The sequence below is a fragment of the uncultured Brachyspira sp. genome (genome assembly GCF_944390595.1).
Taxonomy (GTDB): domain Bacteria; phylum Spirochaetota; class Brachyspiria; order Brachyspirales; family Brachyspiraceae; genus Brachyspira.
On the sequence record NZ_CALXRN010000003.1, the window covers coordinates 1 to 17,166 of the forward strand.

Annotated in this window: 18 protein-coding genes and 1 tRNA gene; 14 read left to right on the plus strand and 5 right to left on the minus strand. The window is 24.6% G+C overall.

What is annotated here, in order from left to right; genetic code table 11:
• From Q0J90_RS00070 to Q0J90_RS00095, 6 genes are all read left to right on the plus strand, one after another.
• The coding region (locus tag Q0J90_RS00070) for a hypothetical protein (RefSeq protein ID WP_297275976.1) at window positions 1–1,220 on the plus strand (1,220 nt) is incomplete at its 5' end.
• Window positions 1,221–1,823: 603 nt separating this feature from the next.
• Window positions 1,824–2,183 (plus strand): Smr/MutS family protein, encoded by a 360-nt coding sequence (locus tag Q0J90_RS00075; RefSeq protein ID WP_297275977.1) that lies wholly within the window; start codon window positions 1,824–1,826, stop codon window positions 2,181–2,183.
• A 36-nt stretch (window positions 2,184–2,219) separates the two neighbouring features.
• Window positions 2,220–2,927, plus strand: a complete 708-nt coding sequence (locus Q0J90_RS00080) for a MerR family transcriptional regulator (protein ID WP_297275978.1) — start codon at window positions 2,220–2,222, stop codon at window positions 2,925–2,927.
• A 120-nt stretch (window positions 2,928–3,047) separates the two neighbouring features.
• Entirely contained in the window at window positions 3,048–3,743 is a 696-nt protein-coding gene (locus Q0J90_RS00085; RefSeq protein ID WP_297275979.1) for a MerR family transcriptional regulator, read from the plus strand.
• Between the two features lie 14 nt (window positions 3,744–3,757).
• Window positions 3,758–3,886: a hypothetical protein gene (locus tag Q0J90_RS00090; protein WP_297275980.1), complete on the plus strand. Its 129-nt coding sequence runs from the start codon at window positions 3,758–3,760 to the stop codon at window positions 3,884–3,886.
• A gap of 89 nt (window positions 3,887–3,975) precedes the next feature.
• A complete protein-coding gene (locus Q0J90_RS00095; protein WP_297275981.1) occupies window positions 3,976–6,009 on the plus strand; it encodes a hypothetical protein in 2,034 nt (677 codons plus the stop codon).
• A 41-nt stretch (window positions 6,010–6,050) separates the two neighbouring features.
• Here the strand turns inward: Q0J90_RS00095 and Q0J90_RS00100 are convergent, their stop codons facing one another.
• Window positions 6,051–6,551, minus strand: a complete 501-nt coding sequence (locus tag Q0J90_RS00100; protein ID WP_297275982.1) for a type 1 glutamine amidotransferase domain-containing protein — start codon at window positions 6,549–6,551, stop codon at window positions 6,051–6,053.
• Between the two features lie 141 nt (window positions 6,552–6,692).
• Between Q0J90_RS00100 and Q0J90_RS00105 the strand changes: the two genes are divergently transcribed.
• Window positions 6,693–7,070: a hypothetical protein gene (locus Q0J90_RS00105; RefSeq protein ID WP_297275983.1), complete on the plus strand. Its 378-nt coding sequence runs from the start codon at window positions 6,693–6,695 to the stop codon at window positions 7,068–7,070.
• A gap of 23 nt (window positions 7,071–7,093) precedes the next feature.
• Here Q0J90_RS00105 and Q0J90_RS00110 read toward each other — a convergent pair whose 3' ends face one another.
• Complete coding sequence (locus tag Q0J90_RS00110; RefSeq protein WP_297275984.1) at window positions 7,094–7,897, minus strand: hypothetical protein; 804 nt, start codon at window positions 7,895–7,897, stop codon at window positions 7,094–7,096.
• Window positions 7,898–8,024: 127 nt separating this feature from the next.
• Window positions 8,025–9,206: an AGE family epimerase/isomerase gene (locus Q0J90_RS00115; protein WP_297275985.1), complete on the minus strand. Its 1,182-nt coding sequence runs from the start codon at window positions 9,204–9,206 to the stop codon at window positions 8,025–8,027.
• Window positions 9,207–9,368: 162 nt separating this feature from the next.
• Between Q0J90_RS00115 and Q0J90_RS00120 the strand changes: the two genes are divergently transcribed.
• The 4 genes from Q0J90_RS00120 to Q0J90_RS00135 all read left to right on the plus strand — a co-directional run bounded on the left by Q0J90_RS00120 (window position 9,369) and on the right by Q0J90_RS00135 (window position 11,675).
• Window positions 9,369–10,229, plus strand: a complete 861-nt coding sequence (locus Q0J90_RS00120; RefSeq protein ID WP_297275986.1) for a DUF438 domain-containing protein — start codon at window positions 9,369–9,371, stop codon at window positions 10,227–10,229.
• Between the two features lie 126 nt (window positions 10,230–10,355).
• Window positions 10,356–10,739 carry a YkvA family protein gene (locus tag Q0J90_RS00125; protein WP_297275987.1) on the plus strand — a complete coding sequence of 128 codons (384 nt, stop codon included), beginning with the start codon at window positions 10,356–10,358 and terminating at the stop codon, window positions 10,737–10,739.
• 13 nt (window positions 10,740–10,752) lie between these two features.
• Complete coding sequence (locus Q0J90_RS00130) at window positions 10,753–11,160, plus strand: hypothetical protein (protein WP_297275988.1); 408 nt, start codon at window positions 10,753–10,755, stop codon at window positions 11,158–11,160.
• Between the two features lie 77 nt (window positions 11,161–11,237).
• Window positions 11,238–11,675 carry a hypothetical protein gene (locus tag Q0J90_RS00135; RefSeq protein WP_297275989.1) on the plus strand — a complete coding sequence of 146 codons (438 nt, stop codon included), beginning with the start codon at window positions 11,238–11,240 and terminating at the stop codon, window positions 11,673–11,675.
• Window positions 11,676–12,043: 368 nt separating this feature from the next.
• Here the strand turns inward: Q0J90_RS00135 and Q0J90_RS00140 are convergent, their stop codons facing one another.
• Both Q0J90_RS00140 and Q0J90_RS00145 read right to left on the minus strand, forming a co-directional pair.
• On the minus strand, window positions 12,044–12,841 hold the full coding sequence (locus Q0J90_RS00140; protein WP_297275990.1) for a flagellar hook capping FlgD N-terminal domain-containing protein: 798 nt from the start codon (window positions 12,839–12,841) through the stop codon (window positions 12,044–12,046).
• A 17-nt stretch (window positions 12,842–12,858) separates the two neighbouring features.
• Window positions 12,859–14,409 carry a flagellar hook-length control protein FliK gene (locus Q0J90_RS00145; protein WP_297275991.1) on the minus strand — a complete coding sequence of 517 codons (1,551 nt, stop codon included), beginning with the start codon at window positions 14,407–14,409 and terminating at the stop codon, window positions 12,859–12,861.
• Window positions 14,410–14,721: 312 nt separating this feature from the next.
• On the opposite strand from Q0J90_RS00145, the gene Q0J90_RS00150 reads away from it, so the two are divergent.
• The 3 genes from Q0J90_RS00150 to Q0J90_RS00160 all read left to right on the plus strand — a co-directional run.
• Window positions 14,722–14,793, plus strand: a tRNA-Gly gene (locus Q0J90_RS00150).
• Between the two features lie 95 nt (window positions 14,794–14,888).
• Window positions 14,889–16,685: a methyl-accepting chemotaxis protein gene (locus tag Q0J90_RS00155; protein ID WP_297275992.1), complete on the plus strand. Its 1,797-nt coding sequence runs from the start codon at window positions 14,889–14,891 to the stop codon at window positions 16,683–16,685.
• Between the two features lie 183 nt (window positions 16,686–16,868).
• Window positions 16,869–17,166, plus strand: a 298-nt coding sequence (locus Q0J90_RS00160) for a hypothetical protein (protein ID WP_297275993.1), incomplete at its 3' end; no start/stop codon positions are given.

Genomic DNA, 17,166 nt, shown 5'->3' on the forward strand with positions numbered 1-17,166 from the left:
ATATATTTTTAATAGAAGCTGTTTCAAGAAGAGAAAAAGAATCAAAAGGAAATTATAAAAGAAGAAAGATTAAATTTTCAGAAGATAATATTTATATTTTTTCTGATGATGAGAAAGAGTATAAAAATATATTATATGATTTTTATTTTGATGATGAAAGTATTTATTTTTTCAGTATACAGGCTTTTTTAGATAAATATTTTGAAAATCATAACAATGATAATGAAAATTTAAAAGACACTATGCAGCAGGCTTATGATAGAGAAAATATACTCCCTTCATACAACATAAAATATAAAAACTCAAAGAATGATGATAAAAAAACTAGAATATATACAAAAGATCATTATCCGCTTTTAAGTGAAATATTAAGGTTAGAAAAAGAAGGAAAAAATTATGGCGAGATAAGGTCTGCTTTATATGGAGATTTAAAAAAAGAAGAATATAAAAAAGAAAAGTATAATGAAAAAATAGATGATAATTTAGAAGAGTATATAAAAAACATATATTCAAAATTTGATGATGTTAAGTTATACGATGAAAGCGATGAAGATATACACCCTGTTATATATTATCATCAGAAATTATATCATGCTCCATTTAAAATTTATGAAAGTTTTGTAAGAAAAAAAATAAATATAAGCGAATATAAATTTTTTATAAGTATATGCAAAGAAAATTTTTATTCGATTAATGAAAAAAGAAAAGAGGAAATAGATTATATTTATAAAAGCTGTAATTATTATGGTTTTGAAAGGCATGATAAAGTTTTATTTGAAAATATAATTTTTGATGAAATAGATTTTAATATAAAAGAAACTTATAAAAAATATATAATTCTTAATGATAAAATAATTTCATTTCAATTGAAAAATAATATTCATATAAAAAACATATCTGAAGAGATTTTAAATATTCTTTATTTTACAGATTATATGGAGCAGGAAGAATATACGGAATTAAAAAATAAAATATCAAAATTAAAAAAATTAGAAATAAAGGATAAAATAATAATAGAATGTACTATAAACTCAGAAGATGAAAAAATAATTTATAATACGGCTAAAGCATTTAAATTTAAAAAAATGAATTATATAAGTCTTTATAAGATAATTAAACTTAACTATGATAACAGCAATTTAGAAAATACATTCAAAGAAAATATCAGTTTAATGAAAAACTATGATAAAATATATAATTTAGTGAAATCAAATCAATAATTTTATTTTACATTTAATACGTTATTGAAGTATTTTTTTATACTCCAAAAATACTTCAATAATATTCCAATACATCCTCACTCTTCTGCTGATTTAAATTAACCATAGGGATATAATATAATAGTTACTAGGGATGACATGTATATATATAAATAATGCTTTAAGGTATGAAGTTAATATGTATATGAAAAAATTAATTTTTATGATGTCCTACATAGGGTTTCAAATGCATTTTTATGTATATTAGGTATTATATATGTAGATATGATATGAAGTATATATAAGGGTAATTATAAAAAAATATAAAAATATTTAGATTAATTTTTTTATATGTTTGGTAGAATATTTCAATTGGCTTTAATAATTGATTTTATTCCTCCAAATATGATATCCTACAGAGGATATCAAATGCATTTTTATTTATATTTGCTATCATATATATAAATGGTTAATAGGAGGGATATATGACTTACAATATATGGTTAATTATAAAGGAAAGGCTTACTCCAATATAGATTAATATCAGTATTTCATAACCTATTATAAAGATTAAAGTCAAATTAATATATTAATATACATTGAATTTTTTGCTGGAGGAATATTATGCCTAAAATAAAATTAGATTACTTAAATTTAGGAGTTATTATGAAAAAAGATAGAATGATTAACCGTAAAATATACCGTGATAACGGCAATTATGTTATAGATTTGCATAACTTTACAGTAAATGAAGCAATAGATTTTATTGACCACACAATACTCCATTATTACTATATAAATAATATTAATTCTCCGTTAGAAATAATATACGGAAGAGGACTTCATAACGGAATTGGACATTCAGTATTAAGAGATCATGTTATAAACAGAATTTATGAATTAAAGAAGAAAGGTCATGTTCTTAAATGGAAGCAGAACAAATGCAAAAAAGGAGGGGCTATAATTGTATATGTGAATGTATGATTATAGATATTATATAAATATTTTAAGGAGAAAAAAATGGCTAGAAGAAATAAAGATAATGAAGTATATGACAACAGCAAAAGAGATGTTAATGAAAAAGACATTATTTATTATATAGCAGGAAAAGAATATATACTTCCAAGCAAGTCAAAAGCTGATAAAAATTCATTTCTGCAAATAGGAGATTTCTTTAATGAATTGATAAGAGATAAGATAATAAATGACGGAGATATAGATTTAAAGATTTTGAGAAAATGGGATGAAAAGGAAATACTCCCTGCATACAGAAAGGCAAAAGGTGCTATTAGAACAGAAACAAGATTTTACAGCAGAGGTCATATACAGATGATTAAAGAAATACTAAGACTTAAAAAGATAGGTTTTGATATATCAGATATAGAGAGGGTTTTATTTTTTAATGAAAGAGAAGATGTTGTTCTTTTGGAGAAATCTATAAAAAATAAGGAAGATTTTTCCAAAATGAAAAAGACTATAAATAACATGGAGGATATGGAAACTAAATTAATAACTCCTTCAATAGAAACAGTAATGCATATTATTAATTTGGATAAATACAAAACAAATGGTAAATGCGGCAAATTAAAAAAAGAACATGCTTCTGTTATTGCTTTTGTAGATATAGTTAAAAAGGCTTGTTCTTCTTATGACGGATGTTCTTTTAATAAATCTTATTTTAAGGAGGAAATGATTAATATAATAGATAAGTATAAGAAATTGCTTTAATACTATTATATATGTATTAGGGGATATATATGTAAATGTCTATGCTTTTTATTTTTATACTATGTACAAAAAACTTAATATTATTTATATATAATATATGTTTTTTGTATGGGTATAAAAATGAAAAATGATAATAAAATAAATATCAATAATGATAATGCTGAATATTTTATAAATAAAGTAAAGCATACATTAACTTCAAAATATGATATTAATAAAAATGATTTAATGTCTATAGGCGAGTTTATAGATTTTCTTAAATGCGAAGGTATAGAAGATGTTACATTAAAGAATATGAGAGATTGGGATAATAAGGGCATACTTCCGGCATACAGAGTTCCTCAGGGAAAATCAAGAGAGGACGTGAGATATTATACCAATGAACATTTGAATATAGTGAAGGAGATATTGTATTTAAAGTCAATAGGTTTGGAAGTGCCGGATATTTATAAAATAATATTTGAAAATGAGGATATTGATATTATTTTTTTGTATAAATCTGTAAAAAATTTGGAGGATTTTAAAAAAATGAAAGATATTATAAAAAATATTGATGAGATGGAAAAGGAATTAATAGTACCTATTATAAAAAATATAAAAAATGAGTTTATAAAAAATAATGATAAAATTGATGAAAGCTATATAAAGAAACTCATATTCAATTATAAAAATGCAGATTTAGACAAAGAAGATATTACTATGCTTTCTTTTATACTAATGCTTTTAAGTGCTTTTTCATCATACAATGAAGAAAATAATTCTTTTGATAAAGTAAAATTTTCTGATTTTATGTTTGATATATTAAGCAAATATTAATTAAGGAGTAAAATATGAGTAAAAAATCTAATCATGAAGCAGATATTTCAAATGCTAATAAAGGTACATCAGGAACGAATAAAACATACGATAAGAATCAAGGCAATAGAGGAAAACAATTAAACCCTAACCAAAAAAAATAACCTAATACCTAAATTTTTTCTCCTAATGGATTTATATATTCATTAGGAGTTTTTATTGTATATGTTTTTATTTTTGATATAATAAAAACATGGAAATAGATTTAATAAAATATATAATACAAACTGATATTAATAATTTTGATGATGACTATATTCTTCCATCATTAAAAACTTTATTAAAAAGAATAGAAATAATAAAGCAGGGATATAATAAAGATATTACAATATATTTGGTTTCAAAAAATTCAGGAACTGTAACTCAGCTAAAAAAAGGAAATTATAAATATATACAAATAAAGTTTTACGGCAATGAATATAAAGAAATCGGAGAGCATAAATACGAAAATAATATATTAAATTTTGCAGATAAAAATAAATTATGCTTTTTTGAAATAGGTGCATTTTTGGATTTATTTAATATATTAAAATCATTAGAGCAGAAGCAATGTTATAGCTTTTTTATATATAATAAAATAAACGGCATAATTGACAGAAGCAAATTATTGTATTTTGGAAAAAAATACAATAATATTGATGAGGCAGTAATAGAAAAAGATGAATATATAACAGATTTAATTATCAAAGAAAGAGAATTAAAAAGATTAAAAAAGATTCTTCAGGAGTATTATAATTCTAATAAATCTGGAATACTTCCTTCATACAGATTGCAAAAATGTAATGATGATAACAAAAAAAGTATGAGATATTATACTTTGGAATCTTTAATTATTTTGGATGAGATACTTAGAATATATAAGAATATTAAAGAGGATACTTTTAATTTTATAAGAAATATAAGCTACTTAGAAGATACTAATGATATAAAAGATGAATTATTTGATAAAAGAAAAGTTTTAAAGGCATTAAGAGAGAGCGGATTTATTAAAAATAATTTGTATATAGAAAGTATTTTAGAGGAATTAAATTACAATAACAAGGATAAAGAATTCAAAGAAAGAATAGAAAATATAAAAAATACTGAATTAAAAAAATTATTTGACATTGAAGATATAGAAAATATAAAGAAACTCTATAATATAGAAGATCGTAAAAATTATATAGAAGATTATATTTTTATACTGTTTAATAATATAAAAATAATGATTGATGAATATAAAAACATAAAAGATGATGATAAAAAAATAGAATTAGAAAATAAAATTATCGATTATGATTTGCATTTCTTTTATTTTAAATTTGTATTAGATTATATATTTATAGTAAGCGATGATATGGAAATATATAATAATTTATATGATTTATACAGATATAAATATTTTTATTTAAAGAAAGATAATATAAATTTTTTTGAGCCTATATATAAAAAACATAATTTAAAAAATTATAAATATCCTTTCAATTTTTATATATCTTTTTATGAAGATTATGTATATAAACATTATTTTGATGAAGATATAGAAGAAAAATATAAATATATGTTAAAAGAAAAAATAGAGAGTATAATACTTGTAGAAGATGATTATAATTATCTATATTTGTATTATGATTTTTTGTTTTTTCTTTTATATTATACATTAATAAATAATGACTATGCAATTGAAAGATTTAAAAGGGGTTCTCTCAAAGCAGAATATACTAAAGATAATTTAATGGTTCTTGATTATTATTCAAGATTATCACCTGATGGATTATTAAATGATGTTAAATATAATATAAAAAAAATAAAATTTATATCTGATATAGTTTATTTTTCTAATATAAAAAAACATCATGTTCAAAAATTAAGAGATGATATTATAAAGTTAAATAAAAAAATAGATTATATTAATAATATTATTAATGATTATGATATTATAGATACTTTAGATTATTTATATAATGATGAAAATATTAATGAAAATAAAGAAATTGAAAAAATAGAGTCGGTAAATTTTCCTTTTAATAAATTTGAATGCAGAAAATATTTTGATGAGAATGTATCGAAAATTATGGAGATATATAATTATCAATCAAAAAGAGATGAAACATTCAGACTGTTTTTTAATTTTGCAGTATATGAATTTAATATTGATAGAACTAATTTTGAAATGATTTATAAATATATTGATGAAATATTATTTAGTATAAAAAAGGTTAATAAATTATGTAAATTATACTCTTAAACTTTATTTAAGAGCATAATTTATTCACACTGTAAATAATTTTATTTTAATTTCTTTATTAATTCTTTAGCAAAATAAGGCAAATCATTAGGGCATCTTGAAGTAATAATGTTTCCGCATACTACTACAGCTTCATCTTTATAATTTGCTTTGGCATTGATTAAATCATCTTTTATAGATATATAGCATGTAGCTTCTTTTCCTTCTAATACATTTGCAGATATTAAAGTCTGCTGTCCATGACATATTGCAGCTATAGGAAGATTATTATCAACAAAATATTTTATTATTTTTTTTACATCTTCATTTCCTCTTATAGCCTCAGGTGCTCTTCCGCCTGGTATTATAAGAGCTTTATAATTTTCAGGATTAACCTCTGAGAAATCTAATTTAGCTTCAATTTCAAAAAAATATTCTCCGGATATAGTTCCTTTTTTTAAAGCAGCAATATCAACTTCTATGCCTTCTTCTATAAGTCTGAAATAAGGGTAAAATAATTCTGAATCTTCAAAGAAATTATCGCTAAGTATTAATGCTTTCATTTTTTATACTCCTTAAAATTTTATGTGCAAATATAATATTATATTATAATAATTTTTCAATTATAAATTTATGAATAGACTTGTTATAAATAATAATTACTATATAATAAATATTATAATTATATAAGAGGTTAAAGTATTATGAGTAAAAAAATAACAATAGTTCTATCAATTTTATTTTCTTTTTTTGTGTTAAGCTGCAGCAATTCCAGCGACGGTTCAACATCTGCAAGCCAAAAACCTGAAGAGATAAAGCCAAGCAAGGGAATTACTAATTATATAGGCGATTGGAATGCTTCATTTGCTAATAATAAAAGTTTTGATATTAATATAAAATTAGAATCTGATATGATGTATAATAATTTAAAAGTTTCATCTATAGAAGATTTAGGAAATGATAAATATAAAATGAATATAGAATCTGATAAGCCTTTTTCTGTTTCTGTAAAATTTCAATCCGATACAGAAGGCACTATTGAAGATGATTCTCATGGTATAGGAACCATATCAAAAAAATAATATATCAATAATTAGAGATTTTTTTAATTGTTCTCTTCTTCGTTATCTTCCTCTTCATCATCATCTTCTTCAAGTTGGGCACTATTAACAAAATCTCTATTTAAAAAGAATAAAGCTATTATGATTTTAAAATAAGTGTCAAATATATATAAAGATATTGAAGAGATAAAATAGTATAACAAACCTTCTTTTGTATCTATAGGAGCAGAAGGGAAAGTTATTAAGAAAACTGTTTTGAATATAAATATAAAAGATATTATAAAGAAAGCTTTGAAGAAATTAGATTTGATTAACTTATATGAATATTTTAATGCATCTATTCCCCAAGTATGCCTAAGAGCACAAATATTTTGGGAAAACATAAATAATACTATTAATATTATTCCTGGTATTATAAAGAATGTTAATCCCATAAATATTATAATCGCAGATATAAATAAAGTAACCAATGTAGGAATAAGCATGCTGAAGCTTTTTATAATAGCCCAAGAAGCTGTTTTTCTTTTTCTATAAATTAATCCTTCTACAAGAAGAGATATGGCTATAATAGATATAGTATCTAAAATAATAGATAAAATAATATTTATATAAAAACCTATATTAACTTCATTTTTAAACCAATTTATTAATTGCTCCAAAGTGGATATTTTTTCCGGATCAAATATAGTAGGAGGAAAATATACTGTAGTTAATATTAAAGGCATACCGCATATAAAACCTACTATTATAAAGTTAATAAAATTTACTCTGAGCATAGAAAAAGAAATCGTAAATAAATCTAATGTTTCTAAATCATTCTTTTCAAGCTTCCTTCTTAATGAAAACATAAAATTCCTTTGAATATAGTCGATTTTTATTTTAACCTATAGCAGTTAAAATTACAAATTAAAATTTTACTTAAAAAAGCTGAACTTTTTAAATAAAGTTCAGCTTTATTTATTATATTTTTATTTTTTATTTAGCATTAATAGCATCAATTATTTCAACACATTTCATATACATTCTAGGAATATGGAAAGGTCCTTTATACATATTTCCTTTTAAGTCAGTTGATATTGTTCCGTCTCTGTGAAGATATCCGAACCATTCTCCGTATTCTGTATCAATGAATTTTTTAGTATATTCTTTAACCATATCATGCTTTTCTAAATATTTATCATCTTTAGTGAAATAGTAGCAGTATAAAGCAGCAATAGCAGCTTCAGTCTGAGGCCACCAGAATTTCATGTCATGGTGATATTCGCTTTTAGCTTTTCCAAGTACATCCATATATTGAATAATACCGCCGTACTCTTTATCCCAGCCCCATTCCCACATCCAGTCAAATATTTTAACACCTAGGGCTTTTAATTTTTCATCATGATTTCTTTCTATAGCTTCTCTTAATATGAACCAAGAAGATTCTATAGCATGACCTGGATTTAATAATCTTCCTTCAAAGTGATCCTGCAAAGTACCGTCAGGATTGCATTGTTCAAGTACTGCTTTTTTCTCTTCATATAAAAATAACTGTATATTAGAAAGCAGATTATCAATGTATTTATTGTAATAATCTTTATTTTCGGGATCGGCTTTTCTTAATTCCTGAACAGTAGCAAGCATTATCATAGGAGGTCCGAAAGCTATAGTAGGTCTGTTTACAGCATCAAATTTTGGTATTAAAAGATTTTCTTTTTGGTATCTGTCGATATTATCAAGTATTTCTCTTGCCTTTTTAACATAGCTTTTATCTCCGCTTGCTCTTGAATATGCAGCCATAGCAACTAAGCAGAATGTTTCTGAAAAGTAATATCTTAATCTTTTTATTATAGGCTTTCCGTCTTCTGTAACTCTGAAATACATTCTTCCGTCGCCTGATTTATCAAAACAGTATTTTTCTAAAAAATCTATTCCTGATTTTGCAGCGTCAATATATTCCTGCTTTTTTTCAAAGTCAGCATATAGAGTAGACAGCACCCAAGCAAATCTTCCCTGAAACCATACGGATTTATCTGTTTCTATAAGTGTGCCTTTTCTATCTAATGCAGTGTAGTATCCGCCGTGTTTTTTATCAAGTCCGTTTTTAAGCCAAAATGGTATAATATTTTCTTTTAACATCTTAAGATACTCATTTTTTACTTCATTTAAATTACTCATATAAAAATTCCTTAAGATTTAATTAATACAATATGTTCATATTAACAGATTGATATTATAAAAGCAATAATAAAAAAAAATTTATACTGTTTTATATTTGACTATTTTTTAGAAAACATATAAAATATGTTAGAGTAATCAAACAAAAATAAAGAGGATAATATGGTAGCTTTGGAATTAATTGATATAAATGATACAGTATACAATATATGCAGCAAATACCCAAAACTTAAAGAGGCTTTATATGGATTAGGTTTTGATAAGATAAAAAATCCAATAATGTTTAATACAGCGGCAAAGATAATGAGTTTAAAATCTGCTCTTAAATTAAAGAACATTAATTTTGATAAATTAAATAATAAGTTTAATGAGTATGGTTTTGATTTAAAAAAAGACTGTATTTTAAATTCAAATGAAAGAAATGATATATTAAAATCTCTTATAGTAAAGCTTCATAATGGAGAGAATATAGATTCAATAAAAAGAGAGTTTGAAGATAAATTGATTAAAGTATCGGCTGAAGAAGTTCATAATGCTATGCATGAACTAGTTAATAACGGCATGAGCATTGATGAGGCTAAGCGTTTTTTCTATATTAGAACATTACTTTTAAAAGATGCTATGGATAATTCCAATATTGAATATGATTATGAAGCTGTAGTATTATTTAAAAGTGAAAACAGATATATAGAAGATTTATTAAAGGATAATGATATTTTATATTCTGAACTTTACAATAAACTTCATGAACATTATTCAAAAAAAGAGAGTTTATTTTTTACAGCTTTAAAAAGATATGGAAATGATGAACCTTCAAAAGTTATGTCCAAAGTAGATAGAGATATTTTAAATAAGTTAAATTTAATAATCAAAAACAATGATTTTGAAAGTATGAAAGATTTTAAAAATAATATTTACGATATGATATTTAAAGAAGAAAATATTTTGCTTCCTCTTTGTGCTTCTGTACTTTCAAAAGAAGATTTTGATAATATAGCTGAATATTATAAAGCCAATAATTAATTACCCTAAAATATAATTTTTTAGAATAGTTAGTATTTAAAATAATATTAACTATTCTTTTTTATAATTAATTGACTAAAAAGATATATACTATATAATTTGTTTATAATAAACAGAGATTAATTTATGAAATATGATAAAAATAAAAAAGATTATACAGAAATAGAAGAAGATGATGTAGAGATACTAGGAGAGGACGGAATATATAGAAAATATAAAGTTTATAAAGATTATCAGAGAAAAAAAGAAAAGAAGTTTATATATTGGATACCTTTTATTTTAGCACTTATTTATACTCTATCTCCTATTGATTTAATTCCAGACAGAATACTTATAGGAAAATTAGATGATATATTACTTCTAGGTATAACTTTTTATTATGCTTTAAAAAGAGCAAATTTTTCTTACAATCCTATAATCAATATTATTATAAGAAATATAATATTATCCATAAGTATTACAGGATTTGTTATGATGATTATAATATACTTTTTGGCAGTATTTTTATAAGGAGGAATCTTTTATGAATAGAATATCATCAAGCAATATAACAAAATTAGATGATAATGAAGTATTTGTATTTGGAAGCAATACTCAAGGAGCACATGGGGGAGGGGCGGCAAGATTTGCTATGAACTTCGGTGCTGTATATGGTCAGGCATTCGGGCTTCAGGGTAAGACATTTGCCATACCTACTGTTGATTATACAAAAAGCGGAAAGATGGCAGTATCAGAAATAAAAAAATATGTTGATAAGTTTTTAGCTTTTACTTTAGAGCATAAGGAGTTAAAATTTTTAGTAACAGAAATAGGATGCGGTATAGCAGGTTTTAAAGTTGAGGAAATGGCAGAGCTTTTCAGAGAGGCTTTAAAAGATGAATATGATAATGTTTATTTGCCTCAAAGATTTTTGGATTATTTAAAAAAGTGAATTTTTATAGAAAAAAAAGCACATTTTTATAATTAATTTGTTATATTTTAACATATACAAAACATAAGGATATAAAAATGAAAACAAAAATATTTATATTATTTGCGGTTTTAATATTAGTTGTTTCATGTGCTAAAGATAACCCTTTAAACTCATCAAATAACAATAATAATCAAATTACAATTGCAAACTATGAAGGTACATATACAGAAAAAGCAAAATATACTACAATACCATCTGCTGGACCAGCTACAGAAGAAAATGTAAGCTTAATAGTCAATAAAGATTCTACAGTAACATTTAAAACTACTTCAAAAGAATTTACTTTTAATAGTGTTTCAAAAGAAGATGATAAAAGTTATAACTCTATGAAAACTGAAGATGGTTCTACATTGATATTCTCTTTGATATTTGATGGAAATGGAAATGTTAATTTTTCTCTTATTATACAAGATAATAATACTGGAACATCTGAAATATATTCATCTGATAAATTGACAAAGACGGCTTCTTAATATACAAGAAAATTTTTTTATTATAATAACTTCTAAAAAAGCCCATGTTTAAATAACATAGGGCTTTTATTTTTATTTTCTATTTTGAACCTATTTAATTTATAATATAAATTTATGTATAAAAATTGTAAGCTAATTTATATAAATAATTGTGAAGAGTTTAAAAACAGCACATAAACTTAGGGTATGCTTCCTATACCGATTACTAATATTAGTACAGTTCGTATATTTTATTATTATATATTAATTTAAAACAATATTTAAAAAAATTAAAGTGTATTTCATATATACAAAAATAAAGCCCATAGAATATAATTAAATATTATTCTATAGGCTTTAATTTATCAACAATTTTATTTCTTTTAATTTTATCTTTTAACAGCTTTATTGCCGCCTTCTTTAGAGTTCATTAATGCTTCTTCTGCTTTCATCATGCCGGCAGTTTTTTCTGTTTTATTCAAATTAGCATTATCAACTTCAGAAACTTTACTCTGAGTAGCTGTATTAATTTCTGATTCATAAGCAGCTTTTAATTCACCGAATTCATTATTAGGCTTATCTCCGTTTTCATCTTCAGCAGAAGGTCTTGTAATTATTCTAGCTTTATCAGCTAAAGAAGATTCAAACATTTTTACAGCCTCATCTTCGCTTTGTGCTTCTCTTACTTGAGAAACAGCAGCAGCTTCAGAAGCCATTAAATCTCCGTTTGAATGTACTATCATTACATCTTCCGGACGTACTGTTATAAGTCCGTTATCGGTTCTAACAGCAAGTGCAACTCCTGTATCATTTTCCATAACCATTTCTACCGGTCCCAAGAATCTGTTTCCTGCCTCATCCATAACTTCTACGCTTTTTCCTAGCATAGAATATCCTGTTTGGCTGGAATAAAAAGTTTTCATAGATTCTAAGTTTTTATTTACTTCAGTCATCTGCTCAACAGAAGAGAATTGTGCAAGCTGTGCTATCATATCTCTGTTATCCATTGGAGCCAATGGGTCTTGGTGGCTCATTTGAACTGTAAGAAGTTTCAAAAATGCATCTTTTCCTAAAGAGTTCTGAGTAGGATCTCTTTGGAAATTATGCTGTAAATTGAAAGCACCAACTTCCTGTTTTAATATTTTTATTTCCTTATCTGACATTTTTAAAGCGTCTGCTGATATCATCTTTTGCTCTCCTTATATTAAATAAGTAAATTCAATTTTCTTTCCGGAACTATGTAATTCTTTATATCGGCATTTACTTCTTCTGCATTATCATTGTTTTCAAAATTAAATCTAGTTCCGTTATTGTTTAACTCTTCTCCGAACTCTCCGTTATTAGGCATATCCTGTCTTAACATTACATCAAAACCTTCTATATTTATACCTATTTCATTTAATGAAGATATAACAGTATCCAAGTTCTTAGTAAATATATCTTTAACTTCGGCATTATCTACAAATATTTTGCCTACCAAGTTATCGCCGTCCATATTAATTTTTAATCTTACTTTGCCCAAATGCTCTGGGTTTAGAGTCATTAAAACTTCGCTTTTTCCATTAGCTAATGCAACCTGCGCCTTTTCAACAAGTTTTCCCATTAAATCTTGGAATTTTATTATGCTGTCTGATAGGTTAGGGCTGTTATGTGTTTTAGATACATTATTATAATGATTATATCCTTTTAAATTAGCACCTTCTGCAGAATCTTTCATATTAATGATAGTGAGCTCTGCACCTTTATCATCAGATATAGTGTTATTTACAGAACTTACAGTATTATTTTCTGCATTTTCTTTATTATATCTGTCAGCATATTTATTTTCTGTATTCATATCAATAGATGCTTCAGCCATTTGAGTATTATCATTTTGAATCATTATATCAGCATTATTGATTTCTTCTTTGCTGTCCTCTTTATTCAAAGCTATTTTTGCTTCTTTATTAAGAGAATCTTTATCTATATCTTTAATTTTTACATCATCTTTTACATTATCGTCAGAAGTAATTTTTTTATCTTTTTCTTCATCTTTGGCATCTATCATGTTCTTTAGATTTTCCAAAGATTCTATTAAATCAGCCAATTCTTTTTTATCTTCTTCATCTAATTCTTCAGCATTGATGGATTCTATTTCTTTTTTAATATTTTCAATTTCTTCATTTTTGATATTTTCTTTTTTATCTAATTTATCAGCCTTAGATACTAGATTTTCTCTGCTTATATTTTCTTTTTTCTCAATTTTTTTATCAGCATTGGCAATATTAACATTTTGCAAAGCTGCTTTGGCTTTTTCTAATTTGCTTTTTTCAGAAATGTTTTCTTTTACTTCTTTATTTTCTTCTTCATTATTGCTTTTATTAACTGCTTCATTTTCTTCAGATGAAGAGGCTTTTTTACTATCTTCTGTATTTTCTGCTTTTCTTTCTTTTACTTCAGAATTTTCTGATTTTTCTTTGATATTATTATTATCAGAAGATTTCTCAGTATTAATATTATTGCTGTCAGAATATTGTTCTTCTTTTGCTTCAGGAGAATAATCATTATAGTTATTGTATTCTTGATAAGAATTTTCTGTATGATTATTAACTGCCTTATTTGAAACACTTGAAGAATAAAGTTCTTCGCTTTGAGTTTTATTCAGCATTTTAGCAAAAGAATCATCATAACTATAATTATTTAAGCTGTAAGTATTGTTATTAGATGAAACATTGTTATCAGCAAAAGATAATAAATTACCCAATCCGTTTATCATAATTTACTTCCTAATTATTAATTTACTACTATATTAATATTCGGAAGTATAAAAATTTACTTTATCAAAAAACTGTATTATGTTTACAAAAAATTATATGATTATTTGAAAATATTATAATATTAATGGTTTATATTTTAATTTTTCGGCTTATTTTTCAAAAATACTTGTTTAACTAAAGGGTGGGCTGGCGGGATAATATTCATGCTTTACAACACATATAAAACAAAGCATGGTGAAAAAAATTAAATTAGTATATTGATTTTTTTTATTGGTATGCTATAATTTTAGCACTTAAAAGTTCTTTTAAATGCGGGCGTCGTATAATGGTTATTACCTTAGACTTCCAATCTAAAGATGACGGTTCGATTCCGTTCGCCCGCTCATTAGTATTCTCTATTTTATTATTTTCAAATATTTTTGGTTTTATTTTTTAGATTGCTTTATTTCATTATTAAATCATGGAGTTTTTCCTTAATATGAAAAATAGTTTGATGTTTAAATTTTTAAGTATATTTTCTGTATTTTTGCTTGCAGCTTTTTTATTATTTTATTTCATATATAAACCAATATATAAATCAAAATTTTTAAATGAAAAATATTTCCAGACTTTAAACTCAAAAAATGAAGCTGAAGGCTCTATAAGAGAAATAAAAAATACTGTTAATCTAATAGTAAATAACCTTGAAACAAACCCAAGTCTTGAAAATTTCGGAAATTTTATAACTAATATACAAAAATCAAGTTCTGGATATTTAAATATGTATTTCGGAGATACTGTTCCATATTCAGAGGGCGGAATATATATAAATACATTAGAAGAATATCCCCGTACATATAATCAAACCTCAAGGCCATGGTATATAGATGCTTTAAAAACAGGCGATATAATGATAAGCGATCCGTATATAGATTTTGCAGTTAACGAATTAACAGTAACTTTCAGTAAGGCAATATATACAAATGGAAAGTTAAAAGGGGTATTTGCAATAGATTTCATTGATATGAACAGAATAATGCAGGAAATAAAAGATACTTTCAAAGAGGAATTCTATATTGTATCGTCAAATGGAATATATATGACGCATGAAAATACCAATTATATATTAAATGAAAATAATAATTTGTTTAATGATCCTCTTTTTGCTGGTTTTAAAGGAGATATTGCTTCTCATGTAGGAGAGGTTAAAATATCAGGCAATCAATGGTATGCTATTCAAAAAACATCAAATGCACCTTGGTTTTTGGTATTCAAAGGAGATGCTGGAGAAATTAATAATCAATTTATAATGTTAATGCTTGTTGTATTTATAATTATGATTCTTATATTGTTGATTGAAGGAGTGCTTGTTTATAAGATAGTTAAACCTTTAAGAAATACTATAAAAATTATAGATCTTATGAAGGAAGGAAATTTTAACAGTGTATTCAATAAAGAAGATTTAGCTTTGAAAGATGAGTCAGGACATTTAGTTAATTCTGTTAATGAAATGCAAAATAAAATATCTTCAATAGTAGCTGAAATAAAAAATAATATATCTTCAATAAATAATTCAAGTTCTCAGATATCAAATGGTATAGATAATTTATCAGACAGAACATCATCTCAGGCATCTGCTATAGAGGAAGTAAGCAGTGCTATAGAAAATCTATTTTCTTCTATATCTGAAACTTCAAATCATACAAACGGTGTAAGAGATATGAGCAATAAAGTGGCTGAAGCTACAAAAAAAGGTGTAGATGCTGTTACCCAGATTTCAAATAATATGGCGGATATATCTCAGTCAAGCAAGGAAATATCGGATATAATAAAGCTTATACAAACTATAGCATTTCAAACTAACATACTAGCTTTAAATGCTGCTGTTGAGGCTGCCCGTGCCGGAGAACAGGGTAAAGGTTTTGCTGTTGTTGCTTCTGAGATAAGGTCTCTTGCTCAGAATGTTAATGATGCTGCCGGAAAGATTACAGACATAATAGAAAATACTGTTACAAAAATAGAAGTAGGAGATGAATCTGTAAGACATTCTATTGATATGCTTTTGAATATAGAAAATTCTGCCAAAGAAGTATCTGATGTACTTATGGATTTATGCAATTCTGTTTCTCAGGAGGAAGGAAGTGTTAGAGAAATTGCTATTGCCATTAATGAGCTAAACCGCATAACGCAGGAAAATGCTGATTTAGCAAGCAATAGTGCTGTTTTGGGAAGAGAAGTTGCTAACGGTACAGAAAATGTTTATTCAGAGCTTGAGTATTTTAAATTGATTGTTTAATACCATTATGTTTATAAGGCTTGATTTTCATTTAAAAGTTTATTATTAGTGAATAAATTTTTTTTATAAATTGTTTACAATTCTGTTATATATGGTATCATTTAATAGATATCTTTATATATACTTATAAATTTTGTATATAGAAGATATATAATTTTTTCGATAATTGTAAAGGAGGTACTTATGTATAATATAATAGATTTAGCTAGATTTGTAATCAATAAATCTATAGAAAAAAGAATAGAATTAAATATTACAAAATTACATAAATTTTTATACATTATATATGGTACCTATTTAGTTAAAAAAGATATACCAGTATCATCAGAAAGTCCTTCATGTTTTAGATATGGGCCGATTTTTAAATCTGTTCAAAGAGATTATAAAAAAAATATCCTTAACATTGAAGAAAAATATAATTTTATAGATGAATTAAATAATGATACTTTTTTAAATGCTGTTGTGGAAAGTGTTTTAAATG

Bases quoted from the DNA above. Each gene is read 5' to 3' on its own strand.
- Q0J90_RS00085 (WP_297275979.1), top strand. From the start codon at position 3,048: ATGAAAAATGATAATAAAATAAATATCAATAATGATAATGCTGAATAT.
- Q0J90_RS00105 (WP_297275983.1), top strand. From the start codon at position 6,693: ATGAGTAAAAAAATAACAATAGTTCTATCAATTTTATTTTCTTTTTTT.
- Q0J90_RS00125 (WP_297275987.1), top strand. From the start codon at position 10,356: ATGAAATATGATAAAAATAAAAAAGATTATACAGAAATAGAAGAAGAT.
- Q0J90_RS00145 (WP_297275991.1), bottom strand. From the start codon at position 14,409: ATGATAAACGGATTGGGTAATTTATTATCTTTTGCTGATAACAATGTT.
- Q0J90_RS00120 (WP_297275986.1), top strand. From the start codon at position 9,369: ATGGTAGCTTTGGAATTAATTGATATAAATGATACAGTATACAATATA.
- Q0J90_RS00075 (WP_297275977.1), top strand. From the start codon at position 1,824: ATGCCTAAAATAAAATTAGATTACTTAAATTTAGGAGTTATTATGAAA.
- Q0J90_RS00080 (WP_297275978.1), top strand. From the start codon at position 2,220: ATGGCTAGAAGAAATAAAGATAATGAAGTATATGACAACAGCAAAAGA.
- Q0J90_RS00090 (WP_297275980.1), top strand. From the start codon at position 3,758: ATGAGTAAAAAATCTAATCATGAAGCAGATATTTCAAATGCTAATAAA.
- Q0J90_RS00110 (WP_297275984.1), bottom strand. From the start codon at position 7,897: ATGTTTTCATTAAGAAGGAAGCTTGAAAAGAATGATTTAGAAACATTA.
- Q0J90_RS00100 (WP_297275982.1), bottom strand. From the start codon at position 6,551: ATGAAAGCATTAATACTTAGCGATAATTTCTTTGAAGATTCAGAATTA.
- Q0J90_RS00135 (WP_297275989.1), top strand. From the start codon at position 11,238: ATGAAAACAAAAATATTTATATTATTTGCGGTTTTAATATTAGTTGTT.
- Q0J90_RS00095 (WP_297275981.1), top strand. From the start codon at position 3,976: ATGGAAATAGATTTAATAAAATATATAATACAAACTGATATTAATAAT.
- Q0J90_RS00155 (WP_297275992.1), top strand. From the start codon at position 14,889: ATGAAAAATAGTTTGATGTTTAAATTTTTAAGTATATTTTCTGTATTT.
- Q0J90_RS00140 (WP_297275990.1), bottom strand. From the start codon at position 12,841: ATGATATCAGCAGACGCTTTAAAAATGTCAGATAAGGAAATAAAAATA.
- Q0J90_RS00115 (WP_297275985.1), bottom strand. From the start codon at position 9,206: ATGAGTAATTTAAATGAAGTAAAAAATGAGTATCTTAAGATGTTAAAA.
- Q0J90_RS00130 (WP_297275988.1), top strand. From the start codon at position 10,753: ATGAATAGAATATCATCAAGCAATATAACAAAATTAGATGATAATGAA.